We start from the raw sequence: 17,555 nt of genomic DNA on the forward strand, positions 1-17,555 counted from the left end.
TTAGTGTCGTTAATCGTTACTGTTCGGTACCGGCCCATCGCACAGATAAGCACATCCTTCCTGCGCGCAGCGCGCGAGAAGATGATATACTCCGCGCCCTGGATGCTATTGGTAAAATCACCCAATGGAACGAGTTTACCGATAACGTGAATGTAGCACTCGGGTTAACACATACGCCCATTTGACCAAGTAACGACAGCCATCATGAAGTTTATCATTAAATTGTTCCCGGAAATCACCATCAAGAGTCAATCTGTGCGGTTGCGCTTTATTAAGATACTTACCGGTAACATTCGTAACGTGCTTAAGCAGTATGACGACCAACTGGCCGTCGTCCGTCATTGGGATCATATCGAAGTCCGCGCCAAAGAGGAAAGCCAACGCGAAGAGATTCGCGATGCGTTAACCCGAATTCCCGGCATTCATCATATTCTGGATGTTGAAGACCACGCTTACACCGACGTACACGACATTTTTGAACAAACGCTGGCGCTTTATCGTCCGCAGCTGGAAGGGAAAAGTTTCTGTGTACGCGTGAAGCGGCGCGGTAAGCACGACTTCTCTTCGCAGGATGTTGAACGTTACGTGGGCGGTGGACTGAATCAGCACATCGACAGCGCGCGCGTTAACCTCACTACGCCGCAGGTCACGGTTCATCTGGAGATAGAACAGGATCGTTTGCTGCTGATCAAAGGGCGTTATGAAGGCATTGGTGGTTTCCCCATTGGTACGCAAGAAGATGTGCTGTCACTGATTTCCGGCGGGTTCGATTCTGGTGTGTCCAGCTATATGCTGATCCGCCGTGGCTGTCGCGTGCACTACTGCTTTTTCAATCTGGGCGGTGCCGCGCATGAAATTGGCGTTAAGCAGGTCGCACATTATTTGTGGAAGCGCTTTGGCAGCTCGCATCGCGTGCGCTTTGTCGCCATTGATTTTGAACCCGTGGTGGGCGAGATCCTGGAGAAAGTGGATGATGGCCAGATGGGGGTGGTGCTTAAACGCATGATGGTGCGTGCCGCCTCGCGTATTGCAGAGCGTTATGGCGTCCAGGCGTTGGTAACCGGGGAAGCGTTAGGGCAGGTTTCCAGCCAAACCTTGACCAACCTGCGTCTCATCGATAATGCGTCGGATACGCTGATTCTGCGCCCGCTGATTTCACACGATAAAGAGCACATCATCAAGCTGGCGCGTCATTTAGGCACGGAAGATTTTGCCAAGACCATGCCTGAGTATTGCGGGGTGATTTCCAAAAGCCCGACGGTAAAAGCGGTCAAATCCAAAATCGAAGAGGAAGAAGGCAAGTTCGACTTTGAGATCCTGGACCGTGTGGTCTTTGAAGCGCGTAATATTGATATTCGTGATATCGCCACCCAGTCTTTACAAGAGGTCGCGGAAGTTGAAACCGTGGCATCGCTTTCTGCTGACGACATTCTGCTGGATATTCGCTCTGTGGATGAGCAAGACGATCGTCCGCTTGCGCTGCCCGGCGTTGAAATCAAATCGCTGCCGTTCTACAAGCTCAGCACTCAGTTCGGCGACCTTGATCAGGGCAAGACCTATCTGCTGTACTGTGAACGCGGTGTGATGAGCCGTTTGCAGGCGTTGTATCTGCGTGAGCAGGGGTTCAGTAACGTGAAGGTCTATCGGCCTTAGCCGCTTCGCATCCTCCTCCGCATAGGCGGAGGAGTGAATCACAGAAGATTGAGAGCTTCACTCCCGGTAATCATAAATTCCCGGTGGCAGCACCAGCTGTGCAGCCACTTCTGCCGCCTTAGCGCGTCCTGACAGTAAATCAATCAGCTTTAAGGCGAAATCCATGCTGGTGCCGGGGCCCTGGCTGGTCAGCAGATTGACGCGTGGATCGAATACCACGCGCTTATCCATCCATTTTTCAGGCGCAATTTTCTCTTTTAACGTGGGGTATCCGGTCATGTTGCCGACCGGAAACAGCTGGTGGTGTTCCAGCACCAGTGCAGGAACGGCACAGATGGCGGCAATGATTTTCCCTTCCTGATGCTTTTGGCGAATACATTCCACCAGTAACGGGCTGTCGCGAAAGCATTCCGCCCCTTTGACGCCGCCCGGTAACACGATGGCGTCAAACGGGTTATCCGCAACGGAAACCAGCGGCGCATCCGCCACCAACCTTGCGCCGCGCGAGCAGGTCACCGTGGTAGCGCCATCGCTGGCGACGCTGGCTACAGTGATAGCAATACCGGCGCGTACCAGCAGGTCGAAGGTAGTGACGGCCTCGGTTTCTTCGCTACCAGGAGCCAGACAGAGGAGTACCGATGCGGTCATATTCGCTTTCCTTTAGCTTGATCATTTCAAATAAACGGCTGTTTTCAGGCAACGTTAACCCGTGGGCACGGGCGCGTTGCAGCAGATAGCCGGTAATATAGTCAATCTCGGTATGGCGCTGGGCACGGATATCTTGCAGCATGGAGGAGGTATTCTCTGCAGTATTCTGGATCAATTGTTCCACGTACAGTTTCACCTGCTCCAGCGAATCGGGATGGCCTTCGCGCTCCATGACGCGCACGATCTCCCGACACAGCAGGTCTATCTGCTCTGGATAAGCGCTTAGCGCCCCATTTTTGCAGTTATAGAGTACGGTTAACGGATTGATCACGCAGTTCGCTGCCAGTTTACGCCAGCACGTCACGGCAATGTTATTGTACCAGGCGACATCCGGCAGCGCCTGATGCAGCAATGCTGCCAGCGCAGAATGCGTATCGCTGTGAGGAACCGCCCCACGGCTGTTACCGCTGGTAATGGCACCAATGTGCGTGGTTCCTCCGGCAACGTGTACTACCAGCGTCGCATCGCGTCGGGCGGCGTGGGTGGTGACCCCTTGTAACAGCGCTTGGGTCAATACCGGCAACTCCTCCCGGGTGCCCATGCCATTGTGTAGCAACAGAATGGTACAGTCGGGGTCGATGGTCGGTAATAAGGCGCTGACGGCATCGGAAACCTGCCAGGCTTTAAGGGTTACCAGCAGCAGTTCGCTCTGCATCAGGTGCTCGGGATCGTTTGTCGGTAGCATCAGATTGCACAGTTTTCCGTCCAGCATTTGTACATTGACAGCACAAAACGGGGCGGGGAAACGCATCCATCCCTGAACGTCGTGGCCTTGCTGATGTAATGCGGCAAGCCAAAGCTGACCCAGTGCGCCGCAACCCAGCACGGTAATTTTCATCTGAGGTTTCCTTTATCGATGCGCGCAGTGTGACGGCGGCGGTTATCTTTTGGTTGATTCATTCTGCCCGACAATTACGTATTATGGCGCGTGAGAAAGGGACTGCAAGCGTCAGGTCGGGTGGATGTTGTTTCTCCGCGGAGAACAGGTATCATGCATGCCACATAACCCTATTCCTACGCATAAATCAGGGAGAATTGATTATGCCATCTTTCGATATTGTATCGGAAATCGATATGCAGGAAATCCGCAACGCGGTTGAGAATGCGTCACGTGAACTGACTAATCGCTGGGATTTCCGTAACGTACCGGCGAGCTTTGAGCTGAATGAGAAAAACGAACAGATCAAAGTGGCCAGCGAGTCCGATTTTCAGGTGCAGCAACTGGTTGATATCCTGCGCGAAAAACTGGTGAAACGGGGTATTGATGCGGGTGCGTTGGAGGTTCCTGAAGAGATGGAACACAGCGGCAAGACCTACAGCGTTAACGCCAAACTGAAGCAGGGCATTGAGCCTGAACAGGCGAAAAAAATCGTCAAGCTGATCAAAGACAGCAAGCTGAAAGTGCAAACCCAGATTCAGGGTGACCAACTGCGGGTTACCGGCAAAGCGCGCGACGACTTGCAAAGCGTCATGGCGTTGATTCGCGGTGCCAATCTGGGGCAACCTTTCCAGTTCAACAATTTCCGCGATTAATCGCCAAGGGCCAGCGATGCTGGCCCGCTGTGACTCACGCTTGCCCGATCAGCGCTTCGAGCTGTTGGCGGTTGGTTTTCTGACGATCGATTTTAACATAGGCGCTGCGCTCCTCCGGCACCACGATGGCTTCCGCCACGCCGGGGTGTATGCGTATCTTCTGTGCCAGCGCTGAATCGTCCAGTGCTTCGTCGGGCAGTGCAATACGCAAACTGCTCAGATAGGGCGGCTCCTTCATGCTGATGCCGACAATCAGCCATAACGCACAGAGCAGCGCCCCTGCGGCAAACACCCAGGCCGCACCGTGGAATTGAAACAGTGCGCCGCCCATGCTGCCGCCGATAGCAACGCCGATAAATTGGGTGGTGGAATAGACCCCCATGGCGGTGCCTTTATAACCCGCCGGGGCCTCTTTGCTGATCAGCGAAGGCAGCAGCGCTTCCATAATATTAAAAGCCAGAAAAAATAGCTGAACGCCCGCCACAATCGGCCAGAATTGGCTGCCCGCCATCCATAAAACCACCTCTGCGGCTAACAGCACGATGATACAGCCGACAAACACCCGCTTCATCTGCCGCTTCACTTCAGCATAAATGATAAAGGGCAGTACGCAGACAAAGGAAATCAGCATGGTGTACAGGTACACCTTCCAGTGTGACTCCGCGGGCAGGCCCGCCTGTTCCAGCACGCGCGGCAGGGCGACAAAACTCGCCATCAGCAGGATATGCAGACACATGATGCCGATATTGAGTTTCACCAGCCGACTGTTACCGAGCACCTGGCGAATGCTGCCGCGCACGATGGCGGATTCGCGATTGAGCGCATGGCTAGCGGCGTTGGGGATCAGCGTCAGGGTGATGACAATACCGAGCGATGCGAGCAGGGCCATGCACCAGAACAGCGATTGCAATCCCCAGGCGTGCGCGACGATTGGGCCAAGCACCATGGCGATGGCAAAGGTCACGCCGAAACTGATGCCGATAAAAGCCATTGCTTTGGTGCGATTTTGTTCGCGAGTGAGATCGGACAGCAATGCCATGACAGCGGCAGATATTGCCCCCGCGCCCTGCAACGCTCGACCAAGAATAATGCCCCAAATTGTGGTGCTGAGGGCGGCAACCACGCTGCCGAGCACAAACATCAGCAGACCGATAACGATGAGCGGTTTTCGCCCGACGCGATCGGAAAGTAACCCAAAGGGCACCTGAAACAGCGCCTGCATCAGGCCATAGATACCAATCGCAAGGCCAATCAGCGATTCGCTGGCCCCTTGCAGCGCCATGCCGTAGGTCGTGAGCACCGGCAAAACCATAAACATGCCGAGCATCCGCAGGGAAAAAACCGCACCTAAACCCCAGGTTGCGCGCCGTTCTTTCGGCGTCATTATATTGTCAGTGAGGGACGTATCGTTCATGAAAACCTCAAAATTGCGTTGGCGCTATTGTAGTGCCTTACTCATCGGGCCGTAAATGGTGGCATTGTTACTTGATTTGGCGCGCCGTCATAAAATGACATATTAAATGCAGCAAAACGTGGGGAAGGGCGAAAAAAAACAGACGATGGGCATCGTCTGTTTTTTCAAGGTGCGAACGGTAAACGTTAGCGCAGTGCGGTGATCAGCACATCCTGCATCGGCGTCATCGAGTCGACAGACATCATCACGCTCAGTGATGTGATGGCTACAATTGAGAACACAAACAGTTTGCGCGCCCACACTTTGTCATCATTGGGTTTTTTGTAGCCCGACAGCGCCATGCCTAACCACCAGATGCTCACGGAGGCGGCCACCACCAGGTATTTATACCCGGCATAGCCTCCCAGCGACAGCATCAGCGTTGCTACCATAAACGCCACGATATACAGCGTAATATGGTTTTTAGCCACGGAAATGCCTTTCACCACCGGCAATACCGGAATGTTGGCAGCCTGATAATCCTTGAAACGGAAAATGGCGATAGCGTAGGAGTGCGGCATTTGCCACAGGCTGAAGATCAACAGCAGGATCAACGCGCCCGCATCAAACTGGTTGCTCACGGCACAATAGCCGATAACCGGCGGCGCGGCACCGGACAGGCTGCCGATCAGCGTGCCGTATACCGAATGGCGTTTCATATACAGACTGTAGACGCCTACGTATACCGCAAAGCCCATTACCGAAAGCCACATGGCCAGCGGGTTTGCCGCCACGTAGAGCAACGCAAAACCGGCAATACCTAACGCCGCCGCATAACCCAGCGACACCTTGACGGAAATCAGCCCCTTCACCATCACTCTGTTTTTGGTTCTCTCCATCTTTTTGTCAATGTCACGGTCGATCACGTTATTGAAAACGCAACCGGACGCAACCACCAACGACACCCCAAACAGGGTAGCGATAAAGAGGGGGTAATCGATGCTGCCTTTGGACGCCAGCAGAAATCCCCCGATAACAGAAATCAGGTTGCCAAAAATGATCCCTGGTTTTGTGACTTGTAGGTATTGCTTAATCATCATGTCTGGCTCGATTACGGAATCATCATATTGTGGTGCGCGCTCAGCATAATCCAGATGGATCCTACTACCACGATGGCGATAATCAGAATGGCGAACACCAACGCTACCACGTTCCAGCGCTGCTCAGAAGAACTGTTCAGGTGCAGGAAGTAGACCAGGTGAACCAGTATCTGTACCACGGCACAGCCAACCACACCGGCCATGATCACGCTGGGGGAGGCGGCACCCGCCATCACCAGACCAAACGGGATCACGGTCAGAATGACCGACATGACAAAGCCGATGACATAAGACTGTACGCTACCGTGGCTGGCGCCGTGATCGGTCGTTGAATGACTCATTACATCGCCCCCATCAGATAAACTACGGTAAAGACACAAATCCATACCACGTCAAGGAAGTGCCAGAACAAGCTCAGGCACATCAAACGGGTTTTCACGGTAGGGGTGATGCCCCAGCGTGAAACCTGAATCATCATCACCACCAGCCAGATAAGGCCTGAGGTTACGTGGATTCCGTGGGTGCCGACCAGCGCAAAAAAGGCTGACAGGAACGCACTGCGATCCGGGCCGTACCCTTCTGCGATCAGGTGATGGAATTCATACACTTCCATCCCGATAAACACCAGACCAAACAGGAAGGTGATAGCCAGCCAGGTGTTGATGCGCGCTACATTGCCTTTGTACATGGCGATCATCGCCATGCCGAAGGTGATACTGCTCAACAGCAAAGCGAAGGTTTCGACCAGCACAAACTTGAGATCAAACAGATCTTTTCCGGACGGACCGCCCGCCGTGCCGGTTACCAGCACGGCATAGGTGGCGAACAGCGAGCCGAAAATGATCAAATCGCTCATGAGGTAAACCCAGAACCCCAGCACCTTGGTGCCGCTGGCGTCGTGGTGCCCATGCTCGGCATGGGCGTCATGAGCAGCGTGATGATGCGTCAGAGTTTCAGTTGTCATGTTTCACACCTGCTTTGCTGATATTGTCGAAGTGCTGGTTTTCAATCTCTTCGATCTGCTTGACCGGAACGTAGTAATCCACATCACGGTTAAAACTGTGCACAATCCAGGTCACGATCATGCCGACGAAACCGGCAATCGCCATCCACCAGATATGCCAGATCATCGCGAAGCCGAATACCAGGCTGAACGCCGAGATAATCACGCCAGCGCCGGTGTTTTTCGGCATATGAATTTCTTCATAGCTGACCGGTTTCTTGTAGGCTTCACCGCGCTCTTTCTGTTCCCAGAAGGCATCGCGTTCCTGAACGTTCGGCACGATGGCGAAGTTGTAGAACGGCGGCGGAGAAGAGGTTGCCCACTCCAGCGTGCGGCCACCCCACGGGTCACCGGTCAAATCGCGGTTTTGGTCGCGATCGCGGATACTGACATAGAACTGCATCAGTTGGCACAGTACGCCAAGGCCAATCAGGGCGGCACCGACAGAGGCGACGACCAGCAGTGAGTGGAATTGCGGATCGATCTGTTGGCTAAGGCGACGGGTCATACCCATAAAGCCCAGCACATACAGCGGCATAAAGGCAGTGAAGAAGCCGATAATCCAGAACCAGAACGCGCGTTTGCCCCAGGTTTCGTTCAGCGTGAAGCCAAACGCTTTCGGGAACCAGTAAGTAATACCGGCAAAAATACCAAACACCACGCCGCCGATGATGACGTTATGGAAGTGCGCAATCAGGAACAGACTGTTGTGCAGCACAAAGTTGGCACCCGGCACTGCCAGCAGCACCCCAGTCATCCCACCGATGGTAAAGGTGATGATAAACCCGGTGGTCCACAACATGGCGGAGTTCGGTTGGATGCGGCCCTGATACATGGTGAACAGCCAGTTGAAGATTTTCACCCCGGTCGGGATGGAAATGATCATGGTGGCGATACCAAAGAAGGCGTTAACGTTCGCGCCGGACCCCATGGTGAAGAAGTGGTGCAGCCAGACGATAAACGACAGCACGGTAATGGCGATGGTCGCCCACACCAGCGAGGTATAGCCGAACAGGCGCTTCTTACAGAAGGTGGCAACCACTTCGGAGTAAACGCCGAAGATAGGCAGCACCAGAATGTACACCTCAGGATGGCCCCAGGCCCAGATGAGGTTGATGTACATCATCATGTTGCCGCCCATATCGTTGGTAAAGAAATGGGTGCCCAGATAGCGATCCAGGGTCAGCAACGCGATGGTGACGGTCAAAATCGGGAATGCGGCGATGATCAGCACGTTGGTGCACAGTGCCGTCCAGGTAAAGACCGGCATTTTCATCAGCGTCATGCCCGGTGCGCGCATACGGATAATGGTCGCGAAGAAGTTGACGCCGGTCAGCGTGGTGCCCAGACCGGAGATCTGTAGACTCCATATCCAGTAATCGACCCCTACGCCGGGACTGTACTCCTTGCCTGAAAGCGGCGGATAGGCCACCCAACCGGTTTGCGCAAATTCACCAATACCCAGCGACAGGTTGATCAGGACAACCCCCACCACGAACAGCCAGAAGCTGAGCGAGTTAAGGAAAGGGAAGGCCACGTCGCGCGCGCCGATTTGCAACGGCACCGCCAGGTTCATCAGACCGACCACAAACGGCGTTGCCACGAAGAAAATCATGATCACGCCGTGCGCGGTAAATATCTGATCGTAGTGGTGTGCATTCAGGAAGCCTGCCTCACCGGCAGACGCCAACACCTGCTGACCGCGCATCATGATGGCATCGGCAAAGCCGCGAATCATCATGATAAACGCGACGATCATATACATGATGCCGATGCGCTTGTGGTCTACCGAGGTGAACCATTCCGCCCACAGCCACTTCCATTTACCGAAATAAGTGATGGCCGCCAACAGGGCGAGGCCGCCGACGATGATGCCGGCCACCGTGACCATGATAATGGGTTCATGATACGGAACCGCATCAAGAGTTAGTTTTCCGAACATCGTCTTATCCCTCGGCGCCTTGGTGCGAGGCGTGCTCGCTCATGTTCATATTGTCACCGTGTTGCATGCCGCCTTGCTGCGTTTCGCTTTCAGCGTGGTGATGAGCAGGTGCGCCGCCACTTTGCGTGAATTTGCGAATCAGGTTTTCAAACAGCTCAGGTTGCACGCTGGAGAAGTACTCGACCGGGTGGAATTCGCTGGGTTTGGCCAGAGTATTAAACTCTTCCATGCTGTTCAGCGTTTTGCTGGACGCGCGCACGGTGGCAACCCACTGGTCGAACTCCTGCTGGCTTGGCGTGGCAATGGCGGTAAATTTCATGCCAGAGAAGCCTTTACCGCTGTAACCACCGGAAATACCGTCATATTTACCCGGTTCGTTGGCGATAAGATGCAGCTTGGTTTGCATGCCAGCCATGGCGTAGATCTGCCCACCCAGACGCGGGATGAAGAAAGAGTTCATCACGGTATCGGAGGTGATCTTGAAGTTCACCGGTACGTTGGTCGGGAACGCTAACTCGTTGACCGTGGCGATACCCAGTTCTGGGTAAACAAACAGCCATTTCCAGTCGAGGGAAATCACTTCGACGGTAATCGGCTTGGCATCGGAGACCAGCGGTTTATACGGATCCAGTGAATGGGTGGTTTTCCAGGTAATGGTACCCAGAATAAGAATGATGATGATGGGAACTGTCCATACCACCGCTTCAATCTTGTTGGAATGCGACCAGTTCGGGGTGTATTTCGCCTTGGTGTTGGAAGCACGGAACTTCCAGGCAAAAGCGATGGTCATCACGATTACCGGAATAACCACGATCAACATCAACCCGATTGCCGTCAGAATCAACGACCGTTGCTCCAACCCGACCTGTCCTTTGGGGTTCATCAATGCCATATCACAACCGCTCAGCAGTGCTGCGGCAGCGAATAAAGACAACATCCCAAAAATTTTATTGTATTTCCTGAGTCTCATCTAGCGACCTCAATAACAAGGGCTCTATTGTCATTTCATGCGAGCGGGCATTTTACGGTAAGGTTACTGCACTGTAAACATGATTAAGGTTATGTCAGCGCTTTGTTGCTGATTTTTGCCCTGAATGTCACAATTACCTTGTCGTTAGGAAAAATTTATTAAAAACAGTCAATTAAAATTTATCCCGTAGAGAAGTATGGATGGATAAAAAAAAATTACAACCCACCTAATGGGTAATTTTCCCTCGAAAGAACATCGCTTGCTCTAACACGTTTTCTCAACAATTAAATAGCCGAGAAAAAGCAAGCCAACGCTAAAATAACATTGGCCGATGTCAGACTATTGGAAAAAAAATAATACGATTGGGTGATAACCACGCGTGTTTATCGCTATTTGTGCGTATCGGCAGCGTGTGAATTTCTCAAGGATAAATAGTCGAGAAAACTCCCCAAAAGCGTGCCAGCGATTACCAAAATACACCCTAGCATCAGAAGGTTATCATTGATTGCTTCAACCGCATTGGCTCCCAGTGCGTGGGCGATGGTCAAGGTCAACCAGATGAATAACAAGGCACATCCGGCAGCCAGCATACGCAGCGCGAAGCGGTAGTGGCGGGGATAGGTCATGCGTACCATGAATGTGCCGGTGCGTTGGGTGTACTCCAGGGTTTGTCGGCATACCAGCAGCAGGACTAATCCCGGCACTGAGACAGCAATGGTAAATAAATAGAACCAGGCCCAACCGTGGGTTTCTACAAACCAGCCTGCAATCGGGCCAACGTAGACGCGCCCGACGGCCGAGAGAGCGGAAAGCAGCGCAAACTGAGTGGCGGAAAATGACGTGTTGCATAAGGTCATCAGTAACGCAACGAATGCTGCCGTGCCCATCCCGCCGCACAGGTTTTCCAGAAAGATAACTCCCGCCATGCTAACCAGATGTTTGGTCGTGATCGCCAGCACCCAGTAACCTGCGTTAGAGACAGCCTGCAAGATGCCGAATAGCAGCAGCGCACGGAACAAGGTCATGCGTTGCATTAACAACCCGCCGTACAAGGCACCAATAATGGTGGCGAGTAACCCCAACGTTTTGTTGACCAGTCCGACGTCGCCGGCATTGAAGCCTACGCCGCGAATCAGGAACGGGGTGCTCAGGCTCATGGCAAAGGCGTCGCCCAACTTATACAGCACGATCAGTAATAAAATCAGCCAGGCGTTATTGCGCGAAAAGAAGTCGCGCAACGGAGCAAACATTGCCTGTTCAAGGGTGCGCGGTGCCGGGGCATCCAAGACCGGCTCTGGAGCACGTAAGGTGGCGATGATACCCGGCAGCAGCAGCAGTGCCATCAGCACATAGGTGGCGTGCCAGCCGAGGTAGCGATCGGCCAGCCACAGCGCTAGCCCACCGGAAACCAGCATGGCCAAACGGTAACCCAGTACGGAAATGGCCGCGCCCGAGCCTCGCTGATCGGCGGGCAACAGGTCGGTTTTGTAGGCGTCAAACACGATATCCTGCGAGGCCGAGCAAAATGCCACCAGAACGGCAATTGCGGCTAACCACCACAGATGCTTACCAGGCTCGAGCAGCGCCATTGAGGCTATCAATCCGATCAATAGTACCTGAGTGACCAGCAGCCAGCCACGGCGACGGCCGAGGAAGGGTGGGGTGTAGCGGTCCATCATCGGTGCCCACATAAACTTGAAAACATAGGCTTGTCCCACCAGGGAGAAGAAACCAATGGTTTTCAAATCGACGTTAGCGACGGTCATCCATGCCTGCAACGTACCGGAGGTGAGCGCCAGCGGTAGCCCGGACGCAAAACCCAACAGCAGCAGTGACAGAGAATACGGCTGACGAACAAGAGTAAAAAAGCGATGTAGCATGGCAGATCCTTTCCTCTATCCCACCGAGCAGGATAGAGGAAAACAGCGTGGGAATTATCGGGCGTTAGCCTTAATGAAGCCACTGACAGTGGTGTCTTGTGCCATATCATTGATGACATCGCCCAATACCGTATTGACAGCGTTGGTGATTTTTTCGTTGGTCGCGGTCAACGCGCCTTGAACGTTATAGGTTGAGCGGTAGTTTTTGACCTGTTTGTTGCCGTTAGCCGCCTGAGAGATGATCGAAATATCCGCGCGTGCGGTGATATTATGACGCAGGTTGCCTTCTGAAACGTCAGCATACAGCTGGTTTACCACGATTTGCAGCGCAATCGGGCCACCGGTACCGATCATGTAACCGCGTGCAGACATTTGTTTTTCCAGGGCTTCTTGCAACAGGAAACGCAGGTCGCGCGAAGGGGTCAAAACGATCAGTTGCCCGTCGCGGTTGATTTTAGCCAATGCCTGATCGGCTCGCTGATCGGCCCCGTTGATGCTGACGGTCACGCCCATCAGGGTTGGGTCTTGCGCTGGCACATTAATTTTAGGAGAGACATCAAGCGTGTTGCTTTGATTGGCGCATCCGGCGAGCATCAGCACGGCCAATACGGGAAAAAACAGTTTTTTTAACATTGTGCATTTTCTCAGTAATGATTAGGGTGGTTCGCTGGTAAAAAATTCCCGTTATCATACCATTGCCCGCAGCGGGTGAAAGGACGAATTCAGGGGAAATACTCTGGAAATGGCCATTTTTTCGGCGCGATGCGGTGAGATATTGCGATCGCCGGATTGACAGATAGTGTGTTCACCGCATTTTGCTGCCAGTGGAATATACTGTCTGGCGAGATCAACAAGCAACAAAGGACGACGTCATGCATGCCACCATTGAGGCGAAATTGCGCGCAGCTTTTGCCCCCACGCATCTGGATGTGATCAATGAAAGCCATCAACACCGCGTGCCTGCGGGTTCGCAAAGCCATTTTAAGGTGGTGCTGGTGAGTGAAACCTTTACCGGACAGCGCACCATTGGCCGCCATCGTGCAGTGTATGCCACGCTGGCGACGGAACTGGAAAATGGCCTACACGCGCTGGCGCTGCATACTTATACGCCGCAAGAGTGGGCCGATGCGCAGGGTCAAGCCCCTAAATCGCCTGCCTGTGGCGGCGCAGGTATTGACGCCTGAAGGGTGTCAAAGAGGGATAAAAAGTGGCGCATAAGAGGTGACCGACATCAAAGCGCGCTTATCTTGTCACAATAGTCTGCGCGCTGTTCTCGACTCACTCCCTCTATGCCGCTATAATGCCGCGTCTTATTTTCCGGAAATGTCATCGGGACGCTTCTGACGACAAGGAACGGGGTTCAGATACCAGCTGTTGCTGTCCCGGTTCTGTGGGGTTATGTCCAAACCGACACCCATGCGTATATGGTTTTGGAGCTGACCGAGCACTGTGATTTTTTGAGGTAACAAGATGCAAGTTTCAGTTGAAACCACCCAAGGCCTTGGTCGCCGCGTAACAATTACCGTCACTGCGGATAGCATTGAAGAAGCGGTAAAAAAAGAGCTGGTTAACGTTGCTAAAAAAGCGCGCGTTGACGGTTTTCGTAAAGGCAAAGTGCCGATGAACGTTATCGCTCAGCGTTATGGTGCCTCCGTGCGTCAAGACGTGTTGGGCGATCTGATGCAGCGTCATTTCGTTGACGCCATCATCAAAGAAAAAATCAATCCCGTTGGTGCACCGAACTATGTGCCGGGCGAATACAAGCTGGATGCCGATTTCACCTACGCGGTAGAGTTTGAAGTCTATCCGGAAGTAGAGCTGAAAGGCCTGGACACCATCGAAGTAGAAAAACCGCTGGTTGACGTGGTTGATGCTGACGTTGATGCCATGCTGGAAACGCTGCGCAAGCAACAAGCCACCTGGAAAGATACCGATGCTGCCGCTGGCGCAGAAGATCGCGTAACCGTTGACTTTACCGGCACTATCGACGGTGAAGTGTTTGACGGTGGTAAAGCGTCTGATTTCGTTCTGGCCATGGGCCAGGGCCGCATGATCCCAGGCTTTGAAGAAGGTCTGGTGGGTCACAAAGCCGGTGATGAGTTCACTATCGACGTGACCTTCCCAGAAGACTACCACGCTGAAAACCTGAAAGGGAAAGCGGCTCAGTTTGCTATCGTTCTGAAGAAAGTGGAAGAGCGTGAACTGCCAGAACTGACCGCAGATTTCATCGCACGTTTCGGCGTGGCGGATGGCTCTGTTGACGGTCTGCGCGCTGAAGTGCGTAAAAACATGGAGCGCGAGCTGAAAGGCGCAGTGCGTAACCGTATCAAGTCTCAGGTGATCGACGGTCTGGTGAAAGCCAATGACATCGACGTTCCTGCTGCACTGATCGACGGCGAAATCGACGTTCTGCGTCAGCAAGCGGCACAACGCTTTGGTGGCAACGCCAAGCAAGCAGCTGAACTGCCGCGTGAACTGTTCGAAGAGCAAGCCAAACGCCGCGTTGTCGTGGGTCTGTTGCTGGGCGAAGTGATCAGCACCAACGAACTGAAAGCGGATGACGCTCGCGTTAACGCGCTGATCGAAGAGATGGCTTCTGCCTACGAAGATCCGCAAGAAGTGGTTGCTTACTACAGCAAAAACAAAGAGCTGATGAACAACATGCGCAACGTTGCTCTGGAAGAGCAAGCGGTTGAAGTGGTGTTGTCTAACGCGAAAGTGGTTGAGAAAGCCGTCAGCTTCAACGATCTGATGAACCAGCCTGCTACGGCGTAATTCGCTGTCTGGCTTCGGTCGGTTATCTTTGCCAAAAAAGCCCGCGCCTCTGGCGTGGGCTTTTTGTTATCACTGATTTATGTTTGAAAGCCTTATCCGTCACGGATAGGCCAGATTGCACTATGATAAGGCTAGGCGTGCGTGGCATTGAAACGTTTCGCGAGTGATAAAATCTGCATTGTCGCTTGGGCATGCAACATCTTATTTTCTATGCAAAACGTGGTTTGATATGCAAAGCATTGTAAACGCGGTGGGCACGATACCCCTTTAATCTAAAATAAAGGATAGTGTAAGCTTGAAATAGCGCGCAATGCCCCAACTAGAAGAAACAGAGGCGCGTGGTCATGGATTTTGGCGAGTCGGTGTCGTTCTTGAGGGATACGTGGGGCCGTGATGGTCAACCGCCGTTATCTCAAGTAGAATCTGATACATGGCACCAAAAGCATTTTATCGAGGAGAGGTGAATGTTATACAGTGGCGAACAAGAAAAATTAGCACCCCAGATGGCTTTGGTGCCGATGGTGGTAGAACAGACTTCGCGCGGGGAACGTTCTTACGATATTTTTTCCCGACTGCTTAAAGAACGCATCATCTTCCTGACCGGTCAGGTGGAAGATCACATGGCCAACCTGATCGTTGCTCAGATGCTTTTCCTGGAAGCCGAAAATCCGGAAAAAGATATTTATCTGTACATCAACTCTCCGGGTGGCGTGATTACCGCAGGGATGTCGATTTACGACACCATGAAATTTATTAAACCGGATGTCAGCACCATCTGTATGGGACAAGCCTGCTCGATGGGGGCTTTCCTGCTCACTGCCGGTGCCAAGGGCAAGCGTTTCTGCCTGCCGAATTCGCGCGTGATGATTCACCAACCGCTGGGCGGATTCCAGGGTCAGGCGACGGATATCGAAATCCATGCGCGTGAAATACTGAAAGTGAAGCAACGTATGAATGAGCTGATGGCTGAACATACGGGCAAACCTCTCGAAGTGATAGAGAGTGACACTGAGCGTGACCGTTTCCTCTCTGCCCATGAAGCGGTAGAGTATGGATTGGTTGACGCCGTGATGACACACCGCGAATAACGCCGCCAGCCATAGCGTACCTGTGGTTCACGAATGCGCGCTTGCGCGTGATTCAGGTTGTAGTGATATCGCTGTTGGGCCTGCGGGCAAGAGATAAAAGAAGAGGTTTACTGATGACAGACAAGCGCAAAGACGGTTCAGGGAAGTTGCTGTACTGTTCTTTCTGCGGCAAAAGCCAGCATGAGGTCCGTAAGCTGATTGCCGGGCCGTCAGTGTATATCTGCGATGAATGTGTCGATCTGTGCAATGACATCATTCGCGAAGAGATCAAGGAAGTGGCTCCGCATCGTGAACGCAGTGCGTTACCCACGCCCCATGAAATTCGCCGTCACCTGGATGATTATGTGATTGGTCAGGAGCAGGCGAAAAAGGTGCTGGCGGTTGCGGTTTACAATCACTACAAGCGCTTGCGCAATGGCGACAGCAGCAACGGCATCGAACTGGGCAAGAGTAACATTCTGCTGATTGGTCCGACCGGGAGTGGTAAAACCCTGTTAGCCGAAACGCTGGCCCGTTTCCTGGATGTGCCTTTCACCATGGCGGATGCCACCACGCTGACCGAAGCGGGCTACGTGGGTGAAGATGTGGAAAACATCATCCAGAAGCTGTTGCAAAAATGCGATTACGACGTACAGAAGGCGCAGCGCGGTATCGTGTACATCGATGAAATCGACAAGATTTCGCGTAAGTCCGATAACCCCTCCATCACCCGCGACGTGTCGGGCGAAGGGGTGCAGCAGGCCCTGCTGAAACTGATTGAAGGCACCATCGCTGCGGTACCGCCGCAAGGTGGGCGCAAGCATCCTCAGCAAGAGTTTTTGCAGGTTGATACCTCCAAGATCCTGTTCATCTGTGGTGGCGCATTTGCTGGCCTGGATAAAGTGATCGAGCAGCGCGTTGATACCGGTCGCGGTATCGGCTTTGCCGCAACGGTGAAAGGCTCGGCGCAAAAGGCTACCGAAGGCGAATTGCTGGGTCAGGTAGAACCGGGCGATTTGATCAAGTTTGGTCTGATTCCCGAATTTATCGGCCGTTTACCGGTGGTCGCGACGCTGAGAGAGCTGAGCGAAGATGCGCTGATCCAGATCCTGCGCGAACCGAAAAACGCGCTGACCAAACAGTATCAGGCGCTGTTCAATCTTGAAGGGGTTGAGCTGGAGTTCCGCGAAGAGGCGTTGACGGCGATTGCCAAGAAAGCCATGGCGCGTAAAACCGGCGCACGCGGTTTGCGCTCCATCGTGGAAGCGGCGTTGCTGGACACCATGTACGACCTGCCCTCCATGGAGAGCGTCGATAAAGTGGTGATTGATGAATCGGTGATTGCCGGTCAATCAGAGCCGATGCTGATCTACGGCAAACCTGAAGCACAGCAGGCTTCTGGCGAATAAATCGTCAATTGAACGTCTGACATAAGTTAAAAATGGGGGATTTTATCTCCCATTTTTTTTTTCGCATGTTCTGGTCGTTGAATGTCGGATATCTATCCCCATATACTCCAATACTTGTTGGC

At 53.1% G+C, this 17,555-nt stretch carries 16 protein-coding genes; 6 read left to right on the top strand and 10 right to left on the bottom strand.

Features of this window, described 5'->3' with window-relative positions; translation table 11 throughout:
- Positions 1-204: 204 nt before the first annotated feature.
- Positions 205-1,653: a tRNA uracil 4-sulfurtransferase ThiI gene (gene thiI, locus J5069_RS16580; RefSeq protein ID WP_264644925.1), complete on the top strand. Its 1,449-nt coding sequence runs from the start codon at positions 205-207 to the stop codon at positions 1,651-1,653.
- A 57-nt stretch (positions 1,654-1,710) separates the two neighbouring features.
- Here the strand turns inward: thiI and yajL are convergent, their stop codons facing one another.
- Complete coding sequence (gene yajL, locus J5069_RS16585) at positions 1,711-2,301, bottom strand: protein deglycase YajL (protein ID WP_264644926.1); 591 nt, start codon at positions 2,299-2,301, stop codon at positions 1,711-1,713.
- Positions 2,264-3,199, bottom strand: coding sequence for a 2-dehydropantoate 2-reductase (gene panE, locus J5069_RS16590; protein ID WP_264644927.1), 936 nt, complete (start codon positions 3,197-3,199; stop codon positions 2,264-2,266). The genes yajL and panE overlap by 38 nt, the downstream gene beginning before the upstream one ends.
- 203 nt (positions 3,200-3,402) lie before the next feature.
- Here panE and J5069_RS16595 point away from each other — a divergent pair, with 203 nt between their 5' ends.
- Positions 3,403-3,894, top strand: coding sequence for a YajQ family cyclic di-GMP-binding protein (locus J5069_RS16595; protein ID WP_264644928.1), 492 nt, complete (start codon positions 3,403-3,405; stop codon positions 3,892-3,894).
- 34 nt (positions 3,895-3,928) lie between these two features.
- Here J5069_RS16595 and J5069_RS16600 read toward each other — a convergent pair whose 3' ends face one another.
- The 8 genes from J5069_RS16600 to J5069_RS16635 all read right to left on the bottom strand — a co-directional run bounded on the left by J5069_RS16600 (position 3,929) and on the right by J5069_RS16635 (position 12,815).
- Positions 3,929-5,308, bottom strand: a complete 1,380-nt coding sequence (locus J5069_RS16600; RefSeq protein WP_264644929.1) for an MFS transporter — start codon at positions 5,306-5,308, stop codon at positions 3,929-3,931.
- A gap of 185 nt (positions 5,309-5,493) precedes the next feature.
- Positions 5,494-6,384 (bottom strand): heme o synthase, encoded by an 891-nt coding sequence (gene cyoE, locus J5069_RS16605; protein WP_264645080.1) that lies wholly within the window; start codon positions 6,382-6,384, stop codon positions 5,494-5,496.
- Between the two features lie 14 nt (positions 6,385-6,398).
- Positions 6,399-6,728 carry a cytochrome o ubiquinol oxidase subunit IV gene (locus tag J5069_RS16610; RefSeq protein ID WP_222158272.1) on the bottom strand — a complete coding sequence of 110 codons (330 nt, stop codon included), beginning with the start codon at positions 6,726-6,728 and terminating at the stop codon, positions 6,399-6,401.
- Positions 6,728-7,351, bottom strand: a complete 624-nt coding sequence (locus tag J5069_RS16615; protein WP_264644930.1) for a cytochrome o ubiquinol oxidase subunit III — start codon at positions 7,349-7,351, stop codon at positions 6,728-6,730. Before J5069_RS16615 ends, J5069_RS16610 begins: the two co-directional genes overlap by 1 nt.
- On the bottom strand, positions 7,341-9,332 hold the full coding sequence (gene cyoB / locus J5069_RS16620; RefSeq protein WP_264644931.1) for a cytochrome o ubiquinol oxidase subunit I: 1,992 nt from the start codon (positions 9,330-9,332) through the stop codon (positions 7,341-7,343). Before cyoB ends, J5069_RS16615 begins: the two co-directional genes overlap by 11 nt.
- A gap of 4 nt (positions 9,333-9,336) precedes the next feature.
- Positions 9,337-10,302 carry a cytochrome o ubiquinol oxidase subunit II gene (gene cyoA / locus J5069_RS16625; RefSeq protein ID WP_264644932.1) on the bottom strand — a complete coding sequence of 322 codons (966 nt, stop codon included), beginning with the start codon at positions 10,300-10,302 and terminating at the stop codon, positions 9,337-9,339.
- Positions 10,303-10,691: 389 nt separating this feature from the next.
- Positions 10,692-12,182, bottom strand: a complete 1,491-nt coding sequence (ampG, locus tag J5069_RS16630; protein WP_264644933.1) for a muropeptide MFS transporter AmpG — start codon at positions 12,180-12,182, stop codon at positions 10,692-10,694.
- A gap of 54 nt (positions 12,183-12,236) precedes the next feature.
- The gene (locus J5069_RS16635; protein ID WP_264644934.1) at positions 12,237-12,815 is read right to left on the bottom strand and encodes a lipoprotein; all 579 of its coding nucleotides are present in this window, start codon (positions 12,813-12,815) and stop codon (positions 12,237-12,239) included.
- A 239-nt stretch (positions 12,816-13,054) separates the two neighbouring features.
- Between J5069_RS16635 and bolA the strand changes: the two genes are divergently transcribed.
- The 4 genes from bolA (at position 13,055) to clpX (ending at position 17,433) form a co-directional block, all read left to right on the top strand.
- Complete coding sequence (bolA, locus tag J5069_RS16640; RefSeq protein WP_264644935.1) at positions 13,055-13,366, top strand: transcriptional regulator BolA; 312 nt, start codon at positions 13,055-13,057, stop codon at positions 13,364-13,366.
- Between the two features lie 286 nt (positions 13,367-13,652).
- On the top strand, positions 13,653-14,957 hold the full coding sequence (tig, locus tag J5069_RS16645; RefSeq protein WP_264644936.1) for a trigger factor: 1,305 nt from the start codon (positions 13,653-13,655) through the stop codon (positions 14,955-14,957).
- Between the two features lie 464 nt (positions 14,958-15,421).
- Positions 15,422-16,045, top strand: coding sequence for an ATP-dependent Clp endopeptidase proteolytic subunit ClpP (gene clpP, locus J5069_RS16650; RefSeq protein ID WP_195315240.1), 624 nt, complete (start codon positions 15,422-15,424; stop codon positions 16,043-16,045).
- 113 nt (positions 16,046-16,158) lie between these two features.
- Positions 16,159-17,433 carry an ATP-dependent protease ATP-binding subunit ClpX gene (clpX, locus tag J5069_RS16655; protein WP_264624316.1) on the top strand — a complete coding sequence of 425 codons (1,275 nt, stop codon included), beginning with the start codon at positions 16,159-16,161 and terminating at the stop codon, positions 17,431-17,433.
- Positions 17,434-17,555: the final 122 nt, after the last annotated feature.

Origin of the sequence: Candidatus Symbiopectobacterium sp. NZEC127 (assembly GCF_025962675.1) — a bacterium.
Classification (GTDB): Bacteria; Pseudomonadota; Gammaproteobacteria; order Enterobacterales; family Enterobacteriaceae; genus Symbiopectobacterium.